The organism is Bacillus marinisedimentorum (genome assembly GCF_001644195.2).
GTDB lineage: Bacteria > Bacillota > Bacilli > Bacillales > Bacillaceae_O > Bacillus_BL > Bacillus_BL marinisedimentorum.
In genome coordinates this window covers 98,164-117,426 of sequence record NZ_LWBL02000015.1, presented here as the reverse complement: position 1 = coordinate 117,426, position 19,263 = coordinate 98,164, and the positions used below count along the sequence as shown (strand labels likewise).

Genomic DNA, 19,263 nt, shown 5'->3' with positions numbered 1-19,263 from the left:
ACGCCTGTTCACACCGTTTAGGGAAAAGCGTTCAGCCCGAAGTCCGCTTTCACGCCCACTAAACCGTTTTACGCCGCGCTTTATTCATTCGTTATAAAATGACTTTCCAATCAAGTTTTCCGATTTACCGTCAGATTTACAATCAACTCAATCAACTTCCGCCCTTTGCACTCTCGCCCCGCTTCAACCGTCAACAAAAAAATACCCGGCCCTCCAACAGGACCGGGTATTCCTTTCTTCCTTTATACTCACGGCATAAGCTCGGCTGTAAACGCAGAGTTTTTCTCCAAGGCGACCTTCTCTCCATACAGCTTCATTTCCAGCTTCCTGCCGTCCACCAGCCTAAGCGAAACACGCTCGCGGTTCACGTCCACTTCCACCGTCCGGCTTCGGTATTGCAGGCGGAATCGGTAATGCTGCCATTCTTCCGGCAAAGCTGGAGCAAGTGACAGACCGCTTTCTGTCAGACGCAGGCCGGCAAATCCGTAGACGATCGACATCCAGGTGCCGCCCATATTTGCCATGTGGAGACCGTCCTTTGTGTTGCCGTGCGTGTTATCAAGGTCAAGGCGCGCTGTTTCAATGAAATAATCGAACGCCTTTTGCCGGTATCCCACTTTTGAAGCCATAATGCTGAAAATGCAAGATGACAGGGAAGAATCATGGGTGGTGATTTTTTCATAATAATCATAGGAGCGCTTGATTGTTTCAAAGCTTTCCTCATCTTCGAGCAGAAAATGAGCGAGAACGGTATCCGCCTGTTTGCACACCTGGTACCGATACAGTGTCAGCGGATGGTAATGGAGCAGGAGCGGGCGGTGTTCCTTCGGCGTATGTTCGAAATCCCATACCGCTTTTTGCAGGAACGTATCATCCTGCGGGTTGATGCCGCGCTCTTCGTCGAATGGAAGGTACATGGCTTCTGATGCCGCTTTCCATTCTTTCGCTTCCTCTGCAGTAACGCGAAGGCGGCTGCTCAGGTTTTCATGTGCCGCTCTGTCCATTTCTTCAAGCATTCGATATGCTTTTGCAGCCCATTTTAAATTATGTTTTGCCATGACGTTTGTATAATAGTTGTTATTGACGATGCAAGTATATTCATCCGGGCCGGTCACATCATCAATCCGGAATTTCCCGTTATGATAATGGCCGGTATCCATCCATAATCGGGCCGTTTCAAACAGGACTTCCGCCCCGTATTGCTTCAGGAACTTTTCATCTCCGGATGCCAGGAGGTACTGGACATAGCTGTAGGCGATATCGCCGCTTATATGGTACTGGGCCGAGCCGGACGGAAAGTAAGAGGAACATTCCGTTCCCGATATCGTCCGCCATGGGAACAGCGCACCTTTTTTATGGCCCATTTCCCTGGCATGCTCACGCGCCTGTTCAAGAATCGAATATCGATATATGAGGAGCTGCCGGGCAATGTCCGGCCGTGTCATTAAAAATACAGGGAACATATAGATTTCGGTGTCCCAGAAATAATGCCCTTCGTACCCTTCCCCCGAAAGGCCTTTGGCGGAAATGTTGCTGAATTTATCGCCGCCGGCTGACTGCAGCAGCTGATAGAGATTGAAACGGATCCCTTCCTGCAGTTTTTCGTCTCCGTCAATCGTAATGTCCGCATCCTTCCAGAACGCCTCAAGGTAGGTTCTTTGCTGGATCAAGAGATCGTTGAATGACAGCATGCTGATATTGCGATGGACGTCGATCCCTTTTTGAACCAGGTCCGTTTCATGCCGGAGAGAGTCAGTATATACGTTGTATTTCGTAATTGTAATCGGTTCCTCGGTTACTGTCATTGTCAAAATGGTCTCAACGGCCGCTGCCGATTTCCTTATGGACACATGATTCCCGGTGTCCGTTTTCAGGCGGGAAACACAGGCAGTCTCCAACCTGGAAACTTCCGCCTGGCTGACCACATAGCTGTACTCATGGTCATGGTCTGCCCCGATCGGATGAAGCCGTCTGGCATGGCCCGATCCGACGCGCGGATCACTGTCATCTGTGAAATTCGAAACATCTCCGTCAACAGTGGACACCACTCTCAGTTGACCGTTGAAATTCACCGGTTCCACGATAGTTTCAACCGCAAACAGTTCCCGGGTTGCAAACGAAACAAGGCGGCGGAAACGGATGTTCAGTTCTTTGCCGCCCGGTGATTTCCAGTGTACGGCACGTTCCGCATAGCCGCGGTCAAGATGGAGGTTCCGTTCATACGACAATATTTCTCCCTCAAACAGTGAGAAGCGCTCTTCCTCCCCGCCTTCGCCAAAGTAAAGTTCAATCGTCTGGGCATCAATGACATTCAGCATCTTTTGCTGGGTATCAGGAAAACCGTACAGCTTTTCCCCGTATGGAATGTCAATGATATCATGGAATGCATTCTGATATGTGCCGCGGATCGATGCCATGCCGCCGCCGTATCCTTCTTCAAAGTTGCCGCGGACGCCGAGATATCCGTTGCCGAGAGCAAATAAGCTTTCCAGGTTCAGCAGCTCTTCTTTTGTCCGTTCATTGTTTGTCAGGGTCCAGGTCATAAACTACACTCCTACAAAAGTTTTGTTCGTTATTCTTTTACCCCTCCTGAGGTCAATCCGGAAACAATCTGCTTCTGGAAGAACAGGACGATAAGCAGGGTCGGTATTGTGACGATTGTCGTTGCAGCCGCTACTTCCCCCCATAAAATTTCAAACTGGGTCCGCAAAAAAGAGATGGCAACCGGAACCGTATGATAATCCTGATTCGAGTTGATCGTAATTGTCAGCAGGAATTCATTCCAAGCTGCGATGAATACGATGATCGCTGTTGTGAATACACCCGGCGCCGCAAGCGGGAATACAATTTTAAACAGCGTTTGCAGCGGTGTCGCGCCGTCTATCTTTGCCGACTCTTCAAGGGCAAGGGGAATTTGGTTGAAATGGGTCACAAGAATCCAGACCGCCATCGGCAATGTGATCGTTGAATAAGGCAAAATGATTGCGTAACTGTTCGTCCAGCCAAGGTCCAAAAACAGGTTGTAAACCGGCCCGATGACGATCATCTGCGGGAACATCGATACTGCCAGGATGACGCCGAGCAGTACATTTTTCCCCTTGAACTCAAATCGGGAAATCGCGTAAGCTGCAAAAGTGGCGACAAGCACGATATAGGCTGTCGTTGAGAAAGCCACAATTAATGATGTCTTTATGGCACCCAATATTCCCTTTTCGACGATGACTCGGGTGAAGTTATTCAGGGTCGGGTTTTCAGGAATGAAATTGAAGGCCCCGGTTCCGAATATTTCCCCGGATGTCTTAAAGGACGTAATGAAAATCCACAGGAACGGGAAGAACATGATGAATAAATAAACGGCGATGATGCTGCCGACGATAATTTTCAACTTTCTGTTTCGTGTATCCATGAGTGTCCCCCCTTAATTTTTATCCATGAGATTGGTGCCGAGAAACTTGACATAAATGGTGGCGATGATGGCTACGCAGACGAACATGACCATGACGATTACTGAGCCGTAACCGAAGTTCGTTTGCCCGAACATCGCTTTATATCCATAAATGGACAGTGTTTCCGTCGCACCGCCCGGGCCGCCGCCGGTCAGGACATAGATCAGATCAAAAACGCGGAAGGCATCGAGCGTACGGAAAAGCAGGGCGACAAGGATAGAAGGTTTTAATAAGGGCAGTGTCACTTTGAAAAAGGACTGGATCTTATTGGCTCCGTCAATTTCGGCTGCTTCATACAGGGATTTTGATATATTCTGCAGGCCTGCCAGCAGCAAAAGCGCCATATACGGCGTCGTTTTCCAGACGTCCGCCAGAATGGTCGATGCCATCGCACCTGAACCGGTAAGCAGCAGTTCACGTGAATCATCGACAAGCCCGATCATCTCAAAAAAGTGGGCGACGATGCCGCTGCTGCCGTCATATAAGTAACTCCACATTAACGCAGCTACCGCAGTCGGAATCGCCCAAGGAATGAGAGATGTCGTACGGATAATTCCCTGACCCCGCATCGCTTTGTTCATGATCATCGCCAGGGCAAGCCCCAGGATAAGCTCAAGGAAAACGGAGATGAAGGTGAATTCCACCGTGTTCCAGGCGGAGAGCCATAGCCGTTTATCCGTCATGGCTTGTTTGTACCCTTCAAGGCCGATAAAGTTGGACGGCACAATACTGTTTTCGATATCCTCCACAATGAGCGGAAGGTTTTCTTTATTGGGCGTGTCATAATCAGCCGTTATTTGGTCAACAACATTCGTTGCTTCTTTCGATAAAGCTTCTAAATCGTCCCGCTCGGCATCCGTAATTTTCTCGACGCCTTCTCTTCCTTCAAACTCTTTTTCTTTTTCCTCGATTCTTTCCAGGAGCTGGTCGATTTCAGCCTGCAGATCCGGGTTATCGGTAATGTCTTTGCGGTCTTCCTCAAGGAACATCGTCAAATACATCTGGGTTTCATCATATAACTCAAAATTAAAACGTTCATTCAAATAAAGGCCCGACTTTTGCTGATCATTCAGCTGGTAGTCGAAAAATGTATACGTAAAAGACTGGATGACCGGCCAGAGGGAAAATACCCCGATTAACAGCACGACCGGGACAATGAATAAATACTCTTTAAATCCCGTCTTTTTCATTCCGAACACCTCTTTTCACTTTTGATGCTGAATCGGAGATTACCTCAGCAAAATATTTTCCTTCCGTAACGCATGCCTCCCTTGATACAAGGGCCGCTGCACAATCGTGTCTATACAAGTTAAAAATTTGTGTAAAAAAAGGCTCTAACCGAAATTAGAGCCTTCTTCTGTTCCTGCAGTCAGTTTCATTCTTCACTAACTGCCCCATTGATCGCTTCTACTGCAGCATCAAGCCCGTCACCTGAACTTAAGTACTTATGTGTCTCAACCTGGATGGTATCAGACACTTTAGAATAATCAGGGGACACAGGACGCGCGATTGTATTGCCAAGAGCATTATTGAATCCTTCGTAAGAAAGCATGTCATTTGCCTGGATTACTTCTTCGTCTTCAAGCAATGCATTATAGCCAGGGATATATCCGCCTTCAGTGGACATGATCTTCTGCCCCTCTTCACCTGCTACGAACTTGATGAATTCCCAAGCGCCTTCCACATCTTTGGCATTTTTGTTGATGCCAAGCAGCCAGCCGCCGACAGACCCGCCGTTTGGAAGCGGAGCGATGCCGACCTGGTCGACTTTTACAGTGACACCGTCTTCTTCGCCTTTGATGCGGCCAAACTGATAAGGCCAGTTCCGGGCAAATACCGCGTTGCCCTGTTCAAAGTTTGTATGGGTTTCACCTTCAGTGAAGTTCAAAAGATCCTTCGGGGCCCAATCAGCAGTTGTAAAAGCATACATCTGCTCAAGGCCGCCTTTTACATCTTCAAAAGAGTTTGTGAATTCAGTTGCATTAACGGTAAGCCCTTCATATTGCTTGGACTGGTAAAGGAAACCGTATTTTGTTCCCTGTTCTCCTGTGTACTTATCAGCCATCGCACCAAGCTCTTCATACGTATAGTCGCCGCTGATCAGCTTGTTGGCATCTTCTTCGCTGACGATATCACTGCGGAAGTAAAGCAGTCCAAGGTCAGGGAAGAATGGAAGCGTGAATTGTTTTCCTTTATAATTGCCTGAATCCATCGAGCCGCTGTTGAAATCATCCTTGCTCATATCAGCATCGTTCATATACGTGTCGATCGGCTCAAGATAGCCGCCGCCTGCAAATTCTCCTGCCCACACAACGTCCATTGAAATAATGTCATACTCATCAGAACCGCTGGAAAGGGAAGTTAGAAGCTGGTCATGCATCTGGCCTGAATCATTGGTCATCTGGACCCATTCGACCTCATACTTATCCTGGCTGCTGTTGAACTCGTCAATCACCATTTGAGTTGCTGGTGTGTTGTCATTCTGCGCTGCGAATTTCAATGTGACTTTTTCACCGGAGCTTTCGCCTTCTGTGGCATTTTCATCTGTTCCCTCTGTTTCCTCTGTTTCAGATCCGCCTGCGTTTTCTTCCTCTTCCCCGCCGCTGCACGCAGCAAGGAAACCGGCAACAAGTGCAAGTGCTAGTAAAACGGACAGCCATTTTTTCATGTATTGACGCCCCCTATTTCGTATTGAAGTTCTTGAACTTACTTGCATTCTAGTAAGAAAACGCTTACACTTATATTAAAATTTTAAGATTTTTATTAAAATTATTACATATAGGAGGCGGAAACTTGAAAACTTCAATCAATCCCTCCGTCATTCAGCAGTTCCTTTCTTCCCGGATCCATAACAGACAGGAAAATTACATCCATCCCCCATATGAAATGGAACTGAAATTGACGGATGCCATAACAATGGGAAATGACGAGCTGGCCCATGCCATTCTGAAGGAAATCAACCAGCTGGAAGGGGCGACGCTGGCAGCAAACCCGATCCGCTCCCGAAAAAATGCATTGATCGCAGTCTGCACCCTGTTTACACGGGCAATCATCAAAGGGGGAGTCGACCCGGAAACCGCCTTCCATTTGAGCGATGCCTATATTATGGAACTTGAAAAAACAAATGACCTTGACAGGCTCAATCAAATGGAATACGAAATGCTGGCCCATTTCATTAAAACACAGCATGAAGAGAGCAGCTCAAATACATACAGCCATCCTGTAAATCTCGCCATTTCCTACATCTATGAGAATATTCTCGAAGAACTGTCCCTTGAGGTCATCGCCAGCAGGATTTATGTTCACCCGAACTACTTGTCCAGCCGCTTCAAGAAGGAAACCGGCCTTACCATCACCGAATTCATCAATAAAAAAAGAATTGAAGAATCAAAGTATTTTCTGCTCCATACGAACACCTCGATATCCGGCATATCCTTTTTGTTCAAGTTCTGCAACCAGAGCTACTACACAGCGCTTTTTAAAAAGCTGAACGGCATAACTCCCCGGGAATTCAGGCAACTGAAGCAGACGGTGTAGGCGTGGTGCCTGTCACTTGTCGAATAATATTTTTCCACCCCGATTATATATACCATTTTCGGGTTTTTTTGTTGTCTATCAGCCCTGATGTCCTTATACTAAGTAAGAATAAGAGATAAGGAGACGTAACAATGGAACTGGCTCTCTCAAATACAACGAACAAACGGCTGCTCAATCCAGTAAAAAAAGCCATGATGGATTTTAAGTTAATTGAAGACGGAGACAGGATCGCCGTCGGCCTGTCCGGAGGAAAAGACAGCTCCACCCTGCTGTACATCCTGACGATGCTGCAGCGGCGGCTGCCGATTGACTTTGAGATTGTCCCGATTTCTCTTTCACTCGGATTTCCCGACACGGATCTCGATCCGATGAAGGAATTTACAGATGCGCTCGGTCAGCCGCTTCACGTGCTGGATACAGCCGTTGGCAAAATCCTGTTTGAAGTGCGGAAGGAAAAAAATCCTTGCTCGCTATGCGCAAATATGCGGAGCGGCATTTTGAACGATGCCGCCAAAAAGCTCGGCTGCAATAAAGTTGCACTCGGCCATCATCTTGATGATGCGCTTGAAACGTTTTTCATGAACTTCTTTTTCAACGGCCGGCTTGGAACATTCCAGCCTAAAACGTATCAGGACCAATCCGGAATTACGGTCATCCGGCCGATGATTTATCTTGAGGAACAGGCGATCATCCGATTTGTCGAATCAAAACAAATCCCGATCGTCCACAATCCGTGCCCGGCCGACAAACAGACAAGGCGCGAAGAGATAAAAAATCTGGTCAAAACCCTCAGTCTCCAGTACCCTGATATCCGCAAGAAATTTTTACACGGCATCAAGCATGCCGATTTGAGCGGTTTTTGGAGAAGTGAGGAATTGACGGAGTTATAAAATAGAAAGAACCCGATATGTCGGGACTATTGGAGGCGGGAGTATGGAGGAAGAACAGAAAGAAAGTTTGAAGGGAATCGGTTACGGTGCTTCCGCTTATTTTTTATGGGGACTGCTTCCGCTTTACTGGAAGCTTGTCGGCCACGTTCCATCTGACGAAGTGCTCGCCCACCGGTTCATCTGGTCATTTGTCTTTACGGCAGCCATTCTGTTGATGATGGGAAAAGGAAAAACATTCATTAAAGAGCTAAAAGAAATCATCTCGAGAAAAAAACAGTTTCTTGGCATCATTCTTGCTTCCCTGTTCATCAGCATCAACTGGTTCACATATATCTGGGCGGTCAACAACGACCATGTCATTGAAGCGAGTCTCGGCTATTATATCAATCCGCTGGTCAGCGTCATGCTGGGGATTATCGTGTTGAAGGAAACCCTTTCCCGCTGGCAGGTCATCTCGTTCATTCTGGCTGCAACCGGCGTCCTGATCATGACCCTGTCTTATGGTGACGTTCCATGGGCAGCACTTTCCCTTGCCATCAGCTTCGGTTTATACGGACTGTTCAAAAAAATGGTCAATGCCGGGTCGCTGACAGGCCTTGCCATTGAAACAATGATTTTGACACCTGTTGCCCTTTTCTATGTGGTCATGCTGCACCAGGCCGGTCAGAGTTCTTTTTTATTGGACGGAACGGCCACCGTCCCGCTCCTGATCGGCGCAGGTGTTGCAACGGCTGTACCGCTGCTTCTTTTTGCTTCTGCCGCCCGCAGGGTAACACTGACAATGGTCGGATTTTTGCAGTACCTTGCCCCGACCCTGACACTCATACTCGGTGTATTTTTATATAACGAACCGTTTACATCGGTGGAGATGGCCGCATTTTCATTTATCTGGACAGCACTTATCATCTTTTCATTTGCAAAGACACGACTATTCCGCAAAATGGAAAACAGACTGTTTCCAAAACAGGCATTTGCCAAAAGCAAAAACGTGTAGATCCCATGGATCTACACGTTTTTTCGTTTATAAATAATTCAAGCAATTCATTAGAAGCATTGGAACGAACGGATCCTCCGTAAATCCGTACCGAAATAGACCCATCTAAAGCCGTTCCAGCGGTACCCGGCAATTGATCTGCGGCCAAGGAAAGTCGGATAAAACCAGAACGAACGGTAGTTATCGAGCCAAATATACGTGAAACGGTACAGGCAGCGCCTGATTGATCCCGGATCGACAGCGAAAACCCCCGCTTCAGTACCCAATGTCTGTGCCTGTGTCAATTGCGGCGTGAATGACGGCGGCGGAGTTGTCGGCGGTGCTCCCGCTCCCGGCTGCCCCCCGCCTCCTGGATAAGGCATGCCCGCACCCGGCGGCTGCCCTGGAGGAAACCCGGGGAACATTCCTCCCGGCGGAGGAGTTTGAGGAAACTGATAAAATTGTCTCTCGTCAAAGTACATGACCTTAAAAAGCCCCTTTCTTGTTCGTCTCTACTCATGTTATGCAGTTTTCCGGGCTGGGTGCATGTCACGGTTCGCAATTTCTCCACCATGCATAACAGCAAGGAGGACGGTGCACATTTAACTTATACGGTAAAAACACGATAAGGAGGGGACCAAATGGAATATCACGGTAAAAAGCTGACAAGTGCCGGGACAGATATCGAAGCCGTCAAAAAGGCAAATGCAAACTCCGGATTAACGTATAACGAAGTGAAAGCATTACTCGCGGAAAGCGGCGGAGCCGGTACAGCGAGGTATAGTGATACCAATGTAAATGAAATGAAGGAGAAGCTGAATGAGTATGGTGATGGAGCTGGAAATTAAGCGATCGTTTTAGAATTACGACCACAGGAGTTTTTTGGGTGCTTAAATGAAAATGGAACAGCCGGGTCCAGGCTGTTCCATTTTCATTCACAGAACCAAGTCAGTACATCAATCTATCCGGCAAGCGGAAGCTTCAATAAAAAAGCCGTTCCACATTCATTGCTTTCATTCAAAAGCAAATCGCCGCCCATCGCCCGGGCCAGCATCCGGCTGTATGGAAGGCCGATTCCCAGTCCGCGTATTTTATGTTTTTTTCCTTCCCCTCTGTAAAACCGTTCAAATATCAAATCCTGTTCATTTAAAGGAATGCCCGGGCCATTATCCCGCACCTCAATCAAAGCCTCACCTTTCCCACCCTGTTCCAGGGAAATGAGGATTTGTCCAGATCCACCCATTGCCTGTACGGCATTGTTCAACAGGTTGATCATAATTTGCTGAAGGCGGGCCGCATCGGCACGAACGAGAAGATTGCGGCCGGCTCCCTCCACTTCAATTTTCAGTTCTTTCATTTCCTGGGGAATCTTCCACTGATGGGCGATTTCCTTGACAAGTGAGTGAAGATCATACGTATCCTGATGCAAGGTGACAGCACCTGCTGCGAATGAGTTGAAATCAAGCAAGTCTTTAATCATGGCTTCAAGCCGCTTGCCCTCTTTCAAAGAGATTTCCAGAAGCTCCCTGGCTTCCTCCCCTTCAATCACACCATCTTTTAAGGCCTGGTTGATTCCGCTTATCGATGCAACCGGTGTTTTCAGTTCATGGGTAACACTTGCCAGCAGTTCCGCTCTCATCTTTTCCAGGTTGTCAAGGCGCTGCGACATTTCCTTGAATGATTGGACGAGTTCATGAACTTCCCGGCCTGCTGCATCCTCCGGCAGTGATACGTGATAATCTCCGTTCTCAATCTGCTGTGCGGCCTCTGCTACCTCTTTTATCGGCTGCGAAAGCTTGCGTGACAGAAAATATATCACAACCCAGCCAAGCAGGCCGAGGCTTATAAGCATCACCGCAAGCAATCCGAATTCCTGATTGACACGCTCCAGGTCCCTTTCCGACTGCAAAATGACGACCCAGCCTGCTGTCACACCGTTAAACTCGATCGGCGCCTTGACAAGATACACTTTCTCTCCGCCATCAAGTGTGATTTTTTGAGTATCATCCCCGCCAGCGAGGAGGCCAGGCGGAAATGGGGCGGCCTGCCGTGAGAATGCTTGCTGGGGTTTGCTGAAAAGCACACGTCCTTCCTGGTTCAAAACCGCTGTAACCATATCGGTATCCAGGTTGAGCATGCGCTGCCGCTCATCAAGGACCCTTGATAAAACCGTACCGAATATGATTGTCCCTTCGCTGTCGACAACCCGGTCTGACGTTTCTTCTGCAAGCAGTCTCGTTAAATCAAGGCGGTTTTGCAGCGTTGTATGCTGAATCCAAAAGGCAGAAACAACGCCTATCACAAGCAGCCCAGCCAAAAGTGTCGCCACATAACGGGTTGTCCAATACTGGAGCAGCGGAGTTCTGTTGCGGTTATTTTCCACTGACACTGAACTGATACCCCAATCCGCGGACCGTTTTGATTTCCCCTTCCTCCACTGGCCAGTTGTGGAGGGCCTGCCGCAGCCGCTTCACCGCCAGGTCCACTGCCCTGTCACTCCCCTCATAATCAAGGCCCCATACCCGGTCCAGCAGCTGTTCCCTTGTGAATGTCTGATTCGGGTGGCGGGCGAGAAACAGAAGCAGTGACAGATCCCGCGGTGTCACCGCTATTTCCAATCCATTCAGCGTGACGGTATGTGCCTTTTCATTGATGATCAAGCTGCCAAAAAACATGATATCATTATCTTCCATAATTGAACGGGAACGGCGCAATACCGCTTTCACCCTTGCTACGACTTCATCAGCAGCGAAGGGTTTTGTTATATAATCGTCCGCCCCTTCATTAAGGCCTGAAAGCCTGCTATCGACTTCTCCTAATGCTGTAAGCATGATGACAGGAGTTGAGCTTTTTCGGCGGATTTCTTTTAAAATACTCCAGCCGTCCCGGCCCGGCAGCATGACATCGAGCAGCACAAGATCCGGATGTGCTTTTTCAAACAGCATGACAGCTTCATTGCCTTCTGCGGTTTGTTCCACGTGAAACCCTTCCTTTTGCAAATATGCCTTCAATACCCGCGCAATTGCTGGTTCATCTTCTATCAATAAAATTTTTTTCAACGTTTCTCCACCTCTTGCAAATCGGTTTATCAAACAGTCTTTTTCCGGTCCTCTCACTGTTCATTTTACATCATTGCAGCAAAAAAAGGTGCCTGGATCCCGCTGCGTTATCGAAACAACGCATTGGCGGCCAGACACCACTTTCTTTGTTAACCCATGCCGTGCATAATGAAATTGATCAGGAACAAACCTGCAATGACATAAAGCGGAAAGGAGACTTCCTTCGGTTTCCCGGATAGCAGTTTCATTACCGGATAAGCAATGAAGCCGAATCCGATTCCGTCAGCAATACTGTACGAAAACGGAATCATGATGATGACAAGAAAGGCCGGAAACCCTTCGGACATATCATGAAACGAGATATTTTTAATGTTATGCAGCATCAGCGAGCCGATAATGATAAGCACCGGCGCAATGGCACTATCCGGAATGATTTTCACATACGGAATAAAAAAGACAGACACCAAAAACAGCAAACCGGTTGTAATTGAAGTGATCCCTGTCCGTCCGCCTGCTGTAATCGCAGCCGCACTCTCAACGGCAGATACAGTCGGGCTTGTGCCGAAAATACCTGAAAACATAGAAGCGAAAGCGTTAGACCGGAACGCGGGTGTAAAGGCCGCGGGCCTTTGCAGCATTGTGACCTGATTATGGACAAGGCCGATATTTTCAAAAACGAGCACCATTGTGAGTGAAAACACGGCAATCCAAAATACCATAGAAAAGCTGTTCCCGAAATCCATACTCATGAACACTTCGCCAAAACCTGATTGTTTTGGAGCCGGACCTCCCGTCCCGTGCATATCAGTCACACCCGTAAACACGGAAAGAGCGGTGCCGATCACAATACTGATTAAAAAGTTGGCCGGCACATTCCAGGCAAACAGAGCGGCAGCGATTAACAGTGTCACAATGGACAGGAGGACAGCCGGTTCCCCGATGTCACCGAGTGCCAGAATCGAATGCTCCCCTTTTTGGACAATCCCGCCTTTTTCAAGACCGATCAATGCGAGGAAAAGACCGAGCCCTACCGTAATCGAGTCCTTCAGTGAGTCCGGAATAGCCCTTGATAGGATGCCGGTAAGCGGTGTGAACGCAATAACCGTATAAAACAGCCCCGAAATGAAGACAACCGCGAGGCCTTGCTGCCATGTCAGCCCCATTGCCTGAACAATCGTATAAGAAAACATGGCGTTGACCCCCATGCCTGGGACAAGGACCATAGGCGCGTTAGCCCACAATCCTATCAGGATGGAGCCGGCCGCTGATGTGAAAATCGTAGCCAACACCGCTGCTTCAATCGGTATCCCAGCTTCTGAAAGGATTGCTGAATTGACAGCGATAATATAAACGACAGTGAAGAACGCGACAAATCCGGCCAGGACTTCCTTCCCGAAAGTCGTTTCTTCTTCTTTCAGCTTAAAATGTTGTTCGAACGTGTTGCGCACTCTTTTTCTTCCTCTATTTATTTCCCTCTCCCGCCCCGCAGCCTGCTTGAAAACAGGCCGCAATAGAAACCATTATAATCACCCCTTTTCTTTTCGGCAAGCTTTATTTTCCGAAATGCGCAGGCACGATGATAGCCTTCCGGGTATATCGCTTTACAGTTACGGGTATGAAAATAGAAAGAACGTTATGTAAGGAGGACGAGTAACTTGGCCGGCTCACAAAATATCACCCTCATTCAAATGAACGACACCCACGGCTACCTGGAACCGCATGCCGAAGTATTCTTTGAAGAAAATGGCCCTGTCACCCGAACAGCAGGAGGGTTTGCAAGAATGGCATCAACAGTGAAAAAAATCAAGGATGAAACGGACGGACAGGCCCTTTTTTTTGACAGCGGAGATACGTTTCACGGAACCTTCCTGCCCGTTGAATCAAAAGGGGAAGCAATGATTCCGATATTGAATGTTCTCGGGCTTGACGGCATGACCGGGCACTGGGATTTTGCTTATACGCCAGACCGGCTAAAAACACTGCAGCAGTCACTGAACTACCCGGTACTTGCCTGTAATGTTTTTGATGCCGGCACGAATGAATATTACTTCAAGCCGTATATCATAAAGGAAACCGGCAGTGTGAAAGCTGCCGTCATCGGGCTAGCCTGCCCGTACGTCGGGAGTCAGATGCCGAAGCATTTCGCTAAAGGCGTATATTTTAAAGAGGCCGAAAAAGAACTTCCTTATCTCATTCATAAGGTAAAACAGGAAGAGAACGCAGATATCGTCATTCTGCTATCCCACCAGGGGTTTGCCCAGGATATGGAACTCCTGAAGGAAGTAAGGGGAATCGACGTAATCCTCAGCGGCCATACCCACAACAGGCTGTATGAGCCTGTGCAATTTGGAAACACGCTTGTCATTCAATCAGGGGCACACGGATCTTTTCTGGGCCGGCTTGATCTTAAAGTTTCCAATGGCCGGGTCATCAGCCACCATCACGAATTAATCGAAATAACGCCAGATATCCCGGAAGACCCTGAAGTAAAAAAGCAAGTAGAAAATGCTCTTGAACCGTACCGTGGCAAACTATCCGAAAAGGCAGGGACTACCTTCTCTCTCCTTTTCCGCGGAATGAATATTGAATCAACAACCGATAATTTCCTAATGAACGCCCTGCTTGATTACAGCGGTGCCGATCTTGCATTCTCGCACGGCTGGCGATATGGAGCGCCCATCCCTCCTGGTGAAGTCACGGTAAATGACCTATATAATATCGTACCGATGAACCCTGCCGTCATGACTGCCGAACTGTCCGGCGCTGAAATCCTGCTCATGCTCGAAGAAGCCATCGAAACGACATACTCACGTGACCCTTATAGACAGTCAAACGGCTACATGAAGCGCGGCCTTGGCTATAAAGCTTATGTAAAGCTTGAAAACCCTCATGGCTTGAGAGTCGAACAGCTCTTTATCGGGAACGAAAAACTAAATCCTGATAAAACCTATAAAGCTGTCTATATAACAAAACAGGGCATTCCGGAGAAATATGGACGGAACCGCTCGACATTGAATCAACCGGCAGTGGAAATAATGAAACAGTATTTGTCCAAGCACCCTGACCTGAAGCAGGGCTATGTGGGAACATACGAAATTATATAGAAATACCATTACGATACATTACATTTTGACACCATTTTATTCACTCAAATACATTAACACTTAAGTGGACTGCTTCTTTAAAGCGGTCCATTCTTTTTATGATTCATAAGTCCTAAAATATGACATATTTAGCGGGACGAAAGAATCCTTTTTGTGCGAATAGATGAATTTTTCAGAATAATGTTATATATTTACACTCGTAATACAAAATCTACACTTTTTTTACAATATAAGGGGGAACCAGCTTGAAAACTCGTAAACTTGCAGGCTTAGCTATGGCAGCCGCTTTAAGCGTCGGCACATTTGCCGGCACAGCAGCAAGCAGCAGTATAAGCCCGGAAAATGTACTGGCAAATCCAGCATCAAAAACGGCCCACCATTCCTATCAGGGCCCGGTTGACCTTGGAATCGCCAATGATGAGCGCCTCATCGAAATGCTGAAAAAAGAAGGAAAAATCAAAGAAAATGCAACAGCTGCTGAAGCAGAAAAAGCATTAAATGTATTTTTACAGAAAAAAGCAGCTGCTGCCAAGAAAGAAGCGGGCGAGCTTGCCAATGAAGAAAAAGCTTCCAAAGGAAAGCTCCAGGAGCAAATAAAAAACAACAGCCTTACGAACGGGCAAGGAAATAAACTTGGACTTGCCAAGAACAATACGCCTTCTTCAGTAGAAGAAGAAGCCTATAACGGTGAAAAAAGGACAGATAAAGTCCTCGTATTGCTGGTCGATTACCCGGACAAGCCTCACAATTCAATGACTTCTGATGAAACAGATATGTACTATGAAGGTGACGAAGCCTACTCACAGCAGCATTACCAAGATATGCTGTTCGGTGACGGAGGCTGGACTGGCCCGAACGGCAAAACCTATGACTCTATGAAACAATATTATGAACAGCAGTCCGGCGGCAGCTACTCTGTTGAAGGAGAAGTTGCCGGCTGGTATACAGCGAGCAAGCCGGCAGCTGAATATGGAGGCAACTATCCGGATCCCGACGGAAATGATGTAGATGCACGAGGACTTGTAAAAGAAGCACTAAAACTGGCCGCTGCAGATGAAACTGTAAATCTTGCAGATTACGACCACTGGGACCGTTACGACCTTGACGGTGACGGCAATTTCCTTGAGCCGGATGGCCTTGTCGACCACTTGATGGTCATTCATTCCGGTGTCGGTGAAGAAGCAGGCGGCGGATCGCTTGGTTCTGATGCAATCTGGTCGCACCGCTGGAATCTTGGCGGCGTCTTCCCGATATCCGGAACACAAGCTGACGTCGGCTACTGGGGCGGTCCGATGGCTGCTTATGACTACACAATCGAACCTGAAGACGGTGCAGTCGGCGTCATGGCGCACGAATTCGGCCATGATCTTGGCCTTCCGGATGAGTATGATACGCAATATACAGGTGCAGGTGAAGCAGTAAGCTACTGGTCGATCATGGCAAGCGGCAGCTGGGCAGGTGACATTCCAGGCGCAATGCCTACCGGATTCAGCCCGTATGCAAAGGAAATGCTGCAAGCAACAGCTGTAGTTGATAACAAGGGGACAAAAGGCAACTGGCTGTCAGGAACAGAAGTGAATGTTGAAGATATTGACAGTAAAGGGATGGAAGTCCTTCTGGACGAAGCAGCAACAAAAGGTACAAACAATGATGTGGTAAAAGTGAATCTCCCGCAAAAAGAGACGGTTATCAACGAGCCGTTCAGCGGCGACTATGAATACTTCTCCGGCAGTGCGGATAATTTGCACAATGTACTATCAACTACAGTGGATTTGACAAACGCTGCGAATGCTACATTTGACTTCAAAACGTGGTACGATATCGAAACCGATTGGGATTATGCATACGTGACTGTGAATGGCGAACCGATTGCAAGTGACATTACGACTAACACAAACCCTTACGGCTCAAACCTCGGAAACGGTATCACCGGTTCTTCCGGCGGATGGATTGATGCTTCCTTCGACCTTTCAGCTTATGCAGGGGAGGAAGTCGAAGTTGCGATCGAATATGTGACAGATGCAGCAGTATCCAATCCTGGATTGTTTGCTGATGATCTTTCCATTACAGTTGACGGTGAGCAAGTGCTGTTTGACGACGCGGAAGGCGATGCAAAAGTCGCACTTGACGGCTTTACAAAAAATGACGGCATCAAGCGTTCCGATCATTACTACCTGCTTGAATGGCGCAGCCATAACGGTGTCGATGAAGGGCTTGCCAACATCCGCCGCGGCGACAGCCTTATGACATTCGATGATGGACTTGTTGTCTGGTATGTCGATAATGCATACAGTGAAAACTGGACAGGCGTACACCCTGGTGATGGCTTCCTGGGAGTAGTCGATAGTGATCAGCACCTTAACTATTGGAGTGACGGTGCAGTTGGGTCCACTCGTTATCAGATGCATGATGCGGCTTTCAGCCTTGAACAATCTGATGCAATGTTCCTGGATTACACCGGCCTTCTCGGCATTACAATGAAAGACAACTACACAGCGCGCACACCTCTGTTTGATGACAGCGCTGATTACAGCAACAAAGGCCTTCTTGATGCAGGTCGCAATGTTCCTGAATACGGCCTGAAGTTCCGTGTCACCGGCCAAAGTGCAGATGGTACAGTTGGTAAAGTATTGCTTCATAAATAACAAAGAAGAATGAGGCACCCACACACTTCTTCAACAGGAATGCCATTGCTTCAAATGCAAAAATAGAATACCAAGGCAGTTAACAGGCGAATTCGTATACGAATTCGCCTGTTATTTTTATTGATAGAAAAGTTTTGGCATACCGATTCGCAGTGTTTTCCAGCGCAAAATTGGCATTTTGCTGCACCTTTTGTTACAAAAAAATAATCCGATTCAATTGAACCGGACTCTAAAATATTTATAAAGGATAATAATTTTATCCAGTACAGCACCGATTCCTGAAAGGATGAAGAAGTCCGATCATAGCGGAGCCAATGAATTCAGCAATGATTTCATTTCTACAAGCCGATGGACATAAAGGCTCCACCTGCTGTGATGGAAGATAAAAAATCTTGCCACCCAGCCTGAAACATGTTGGCAAAGCATCCGCTGGCAACCGCTGCTGCTGCAATCCGGGTAACCATTCCGTACCCCTGCCGGGACATTTCTACACGGCGCAATTCCGGGAATGCTTCATTCACGGTGAAGATTCCGCTCGTTATTTTCCGGGAAATATCGTTGACTTTCGACACGTTCTCCAGGTCTGTCGAACGTTCAGAGATTCTGATCAATTGGGTGGGAATCTTGCTTCCGATCGAAAAGAAAATGCCAGTCGGAGTTAAGTAACTGTGGGTATCCGCTATGCCAAAGTGCCCTGCGATCCGGCGCATCGTATCTTCAACTCGGTATGTTTCCGCCCCGGTTTCAAGCATGATTTTACCCGCAAGGAGACAAACGTCAATGGTGTCACACGGCATGATTTTGCTGATTCATACCAATCGCCATTCTTTCTTTAAAGTGTTGTAAAAAGCCCGGGAAGTGCTCTTTAACCTATACCGCTCCAGATTCCAGTGTACAACTAGAATAATTAAGACGGCAGCAACTTGAACAAAATAAATAAAAAGGACCGCAAAGCTGCATACAAAAAACGGCCCCGCAGCCGGACCGTTTCTGTTCATTTATTCATTTTAGTTAAGAAGCCGCCCAGCAGGTCATCCTCTTCCTCATCACCTTCATCTTCGTCCTGTGCAGACCTCGATTCCTGGAGATCATTCATCGCTTTCTCCATATCAAATGATTCGAGGTCATCGAGATCATCATTAAATTCACTGCTGTCTTCGTCCTGTCCTGTTTCCTGCTCGTAGCCTTTTTCACCTGGTTCTACTCTATCGAAAGATGCCGGCAATTTTTCCTGGAGGTCCAATGCTTCCTCGATATCAATCGTGCTGCTGTTTAGCGACGTAAGAAGGGCTGTTGCCCGTACTGGGTCGGCTAGCAGCTGATAGAGAATCGTTCCGAGCAGCGCCTCTGAATGCTCGTGCTTCAGCCAGCTGCGCTGCGATTTCGTTAGCTGGCGGGGCATAGGGATTGTTATCGTCTCCCTGTCTTTAGCCAGATCCTCGCCAACGCCTTTCAGAACAAATTCTGCGACTTTGCTGGAAAAATTTCGTTTTTCTTTTTCTTTCAGCTTTGACAGCTGTTTTAAAAGATAGTCGGGTGTATCGGAAGGGACCCGGAAAGTTATTGCCTGGCCCCTTTCCACACTCTTCCCTTTTTGACTCATGTCATC

16 protein-coding genes are annotated in these 19,263 nt (G+C 47.7%); 6 read left to right on the top strand and 10 right to left on the bottom strand.

Features of this window, described 5'->3' with window-relative positions; all coding sequences use genetic code 11:
* Window positions 1-248: 248 nt before the first annotated feature.
* The 4 genes from A4U59_RS04690 to A4U59_RS04675 all read right to left on the bottom strand — a co-directional run bounded on the left by A4U59_RS04690 (window position 249) and on the right by A4U59_RS04675 (window position 6,114).
* Window positions 249-2,543: a glycoside hydrolase family 65 protein gene (locus tag A4U59_RS04690; protein ID WP_070120141.1), complete on the bottom strand. Its 2,295-nt coding sequence runs from the start codon at window positions 2,541-2,543 to the stop codon at window positions 249-251.
* Window positions 2,544-2,572: 29 nt separating this feature from the next.
* Window positions 2,573-3,406 carry a carbohydrate ABC transporter permease gene (locus tag A4U59_RS04685; protein WP_070120139.1) on the bottom strand — a complete coding sequence of 278 codons (834 nt, stop codon included), beginning with the start codon at window positions 3,404-3,406 and terminating at the stop codon, window positions 2,573-2,575.
* A gap of 12 nt (window positions 3,407-3,418) precedes the next feature.
* On the bottom strand, window positions 3,419-4,636 hold the full coding sequence (locus A4U59_RS04680; protein WP_070120137.1) for a carbohydrate ABC transporter permease: 1,218 nt from the start codon (window positions 4,634-4,636) through the stop codon (window positions 3,419-3,421).
* A gap of 185 nt (window positions 4,637-4,821) precedes the next feature.
* Window positions 4,822-6,114, bottom strand: coding sequence for an extracellular solute-binding protein (locus A4U59_RS04675; protein WP_070120135.1), 1,293 nt, complete (start codon window positions 6,112-6,114; stop codon window positions 4,822-4,824).
* A 125-nt stretch (window positions 6,115-6,239) separates the two neighbouring features.
* Here A4U59_RS04675 and A4U59_RS04670 point away from each other — a divergent pair, with 125 nt between their 5' ends.
* From A4U59_RS04670 to rarD, 3 genes are all read left to right on the top strand, one after another.
* Entirely contained in the window at window positions 6,240-6,983 is a 744-nt protein-coding gene (locus A4U59_RS04670) for a helix-turn-helix transcriptional regulator (RefSeq protein ID WP_070120133.1), read from the top strand.
* Window positions 6,984-7,114: 131 nt separating this feature from the next.
* Window positions 7,115-7,873, top strand: a complete 759-nt coding sequence (locus tag A4U59_RS04665) for a PP-loop family protein (protein ID WP_070120132.1) — start codon at window positions 7,115-7,117, stop codon at window positions 7,871-7,873.
* 43 nt (window positions 7,874-7,916) lie between these two features.
* A complete protein-coding gene (gene rarD / locus A4U59_RS04660) occupies window positions 7,917-8,867 on the top strand; it encodes an EamA family transporter RarD (protein ID WP_070120130.1) in 951 nt (316 codons plus the stop codon).
* A 50-nt stretch (window positions 8,868-8,917) separates the two neighbouring features.
* Here rarD and A4U59_RS04655 read toward each other — a convergent pair whose 3' ends face one another.
* Window positions 8,918-9,229 carry a hypothetical protein gene (locus A4U59_RS04655; RefSeq protein ID WP_342670185.1) on the bottom strand — a complete coding sequence of 104 codons (312 nt, stop codon included), beginning with the start codon at window positions 9,227-9,229 and terminating at the stop codon, window positions 8,918-8,920.
* A gap of 258 nt (window positions 9,230-9,487) precedes the next feature.
* Here A4U59_RS04655 and A4U59_RS04650 point away from each other — a divergent pair, with 258 nt between their 5' ends.
* A complete protein-coding gene (locus A4U59_RS04650; RefSeq protein ID WP_070120128.1) occupies window positions 9,488-9,694 on the top strand; it encodes a hypothetical protein in 207 nt (68 codons plus the stop codon).
* Between the two features lie 113 nt (window positions 9,695-9,807).
* Here the strand turns inward: A4U59_RS04650 and A4U59_RS04645 are convergent, their stop codons facing one another.
* The 3 genes from A4U59_RS04645 to A4U59_RS04635 form a co-directional block, all read right to left on the bottom strand.
* Complete coding sequence (locus A4U59_RS04645; protein WP_070120126.1) at window positions 9,808-11,235, bottom strand: HAMP domain-containing sensor histidine kinase; 1,428 nt, start codon at window positions 11,233-11,235, stop codon at window positions 9,808-9,810.
* A complete protein-coding gene (locus A4U59_RS04640; RefSeq protein WP_070120125.1) occupies window positions 11,219-11,905 on the bottom strand; it encodes a response regulator transcription factor in 687 nt (228 codons plus the stop codon). Before A4U59_RS04640 ends, A4U59_RS04645 begins: the two co-directional genes overlap by 17 nt.
* A 149-nt stretch (window positions 11,906-12,054) precedes the next feature.
* Window positions 12,055-13,353, bottom strand: coding sequence for an NCS2 family permease (locus A4U59_RS04635; RefSeq protein WP_070120124.1), 1,299 nt, complete (start codon window positions 13,351-13,353; stop codon window positions 12,055-12,057).
* Between the two features lie 207 nt (window positions 13,354-13,560).
* Here A4U59_RS04635 and A4U59_RS04630 point away from each other — a divergent pair, with 207 nt between their 5' ends.
* Together A4U59_RS04630 and A4U59_RS04625 are read left to right on the top strand one after the other, a co-directional pair.
* Entirely contained in the window at window positions 13,561-15,009 is a 1,449-nt protein-coding gene (locus A4U59_RS04630; protein WP_083270658.1) for a bifunctional metallophosphatase/5'-nucleotidase, read from the top strand.
* Between the two features lie 245 nt (window positions 15,010-15,254).
* Window positions 15,255-17,654: an immune inhibitor A domain-containing protein gene (locus A4U59_RS04625; RefSeq protein WP_070120122.1), complete on the top strand. Its 2,400-nt coding sequence runs from the start codon at window positions 15,255-15,257 to the stop codon at window positions 17,652-17,654.
* A 338-nt stretch (window positions 17,655-17,992) separates the two neighbouring features.
* On the opposite strand, the gene A4U59_RS04620 is transcribed toward A4U59_RS04625, so the two are convergent.
* Entirely contained in the window at window positions 17,993-18,451 is a 459-nt protein-coding gene (locus A4U59_RS04620; RefSeq protein WP_083270657.1) for a threonine/serine exporter family protein, read from the bottom strand.
* Between the two features lie 197 nt (window positions 18,452-18,648).
* Complete coding sequence (locus tag A4U59_RS04615) at window positions 18,649-19,257, bottom strand: hypothetical protein (RefSeq protein ID WP_070120118.1); 609 nt, start codon at window positions 19,255-19,257, stop codon at window positions 18,649-18,651.
* Window positions 19,258-19,263: the final 6 nt, after the last annotated feature.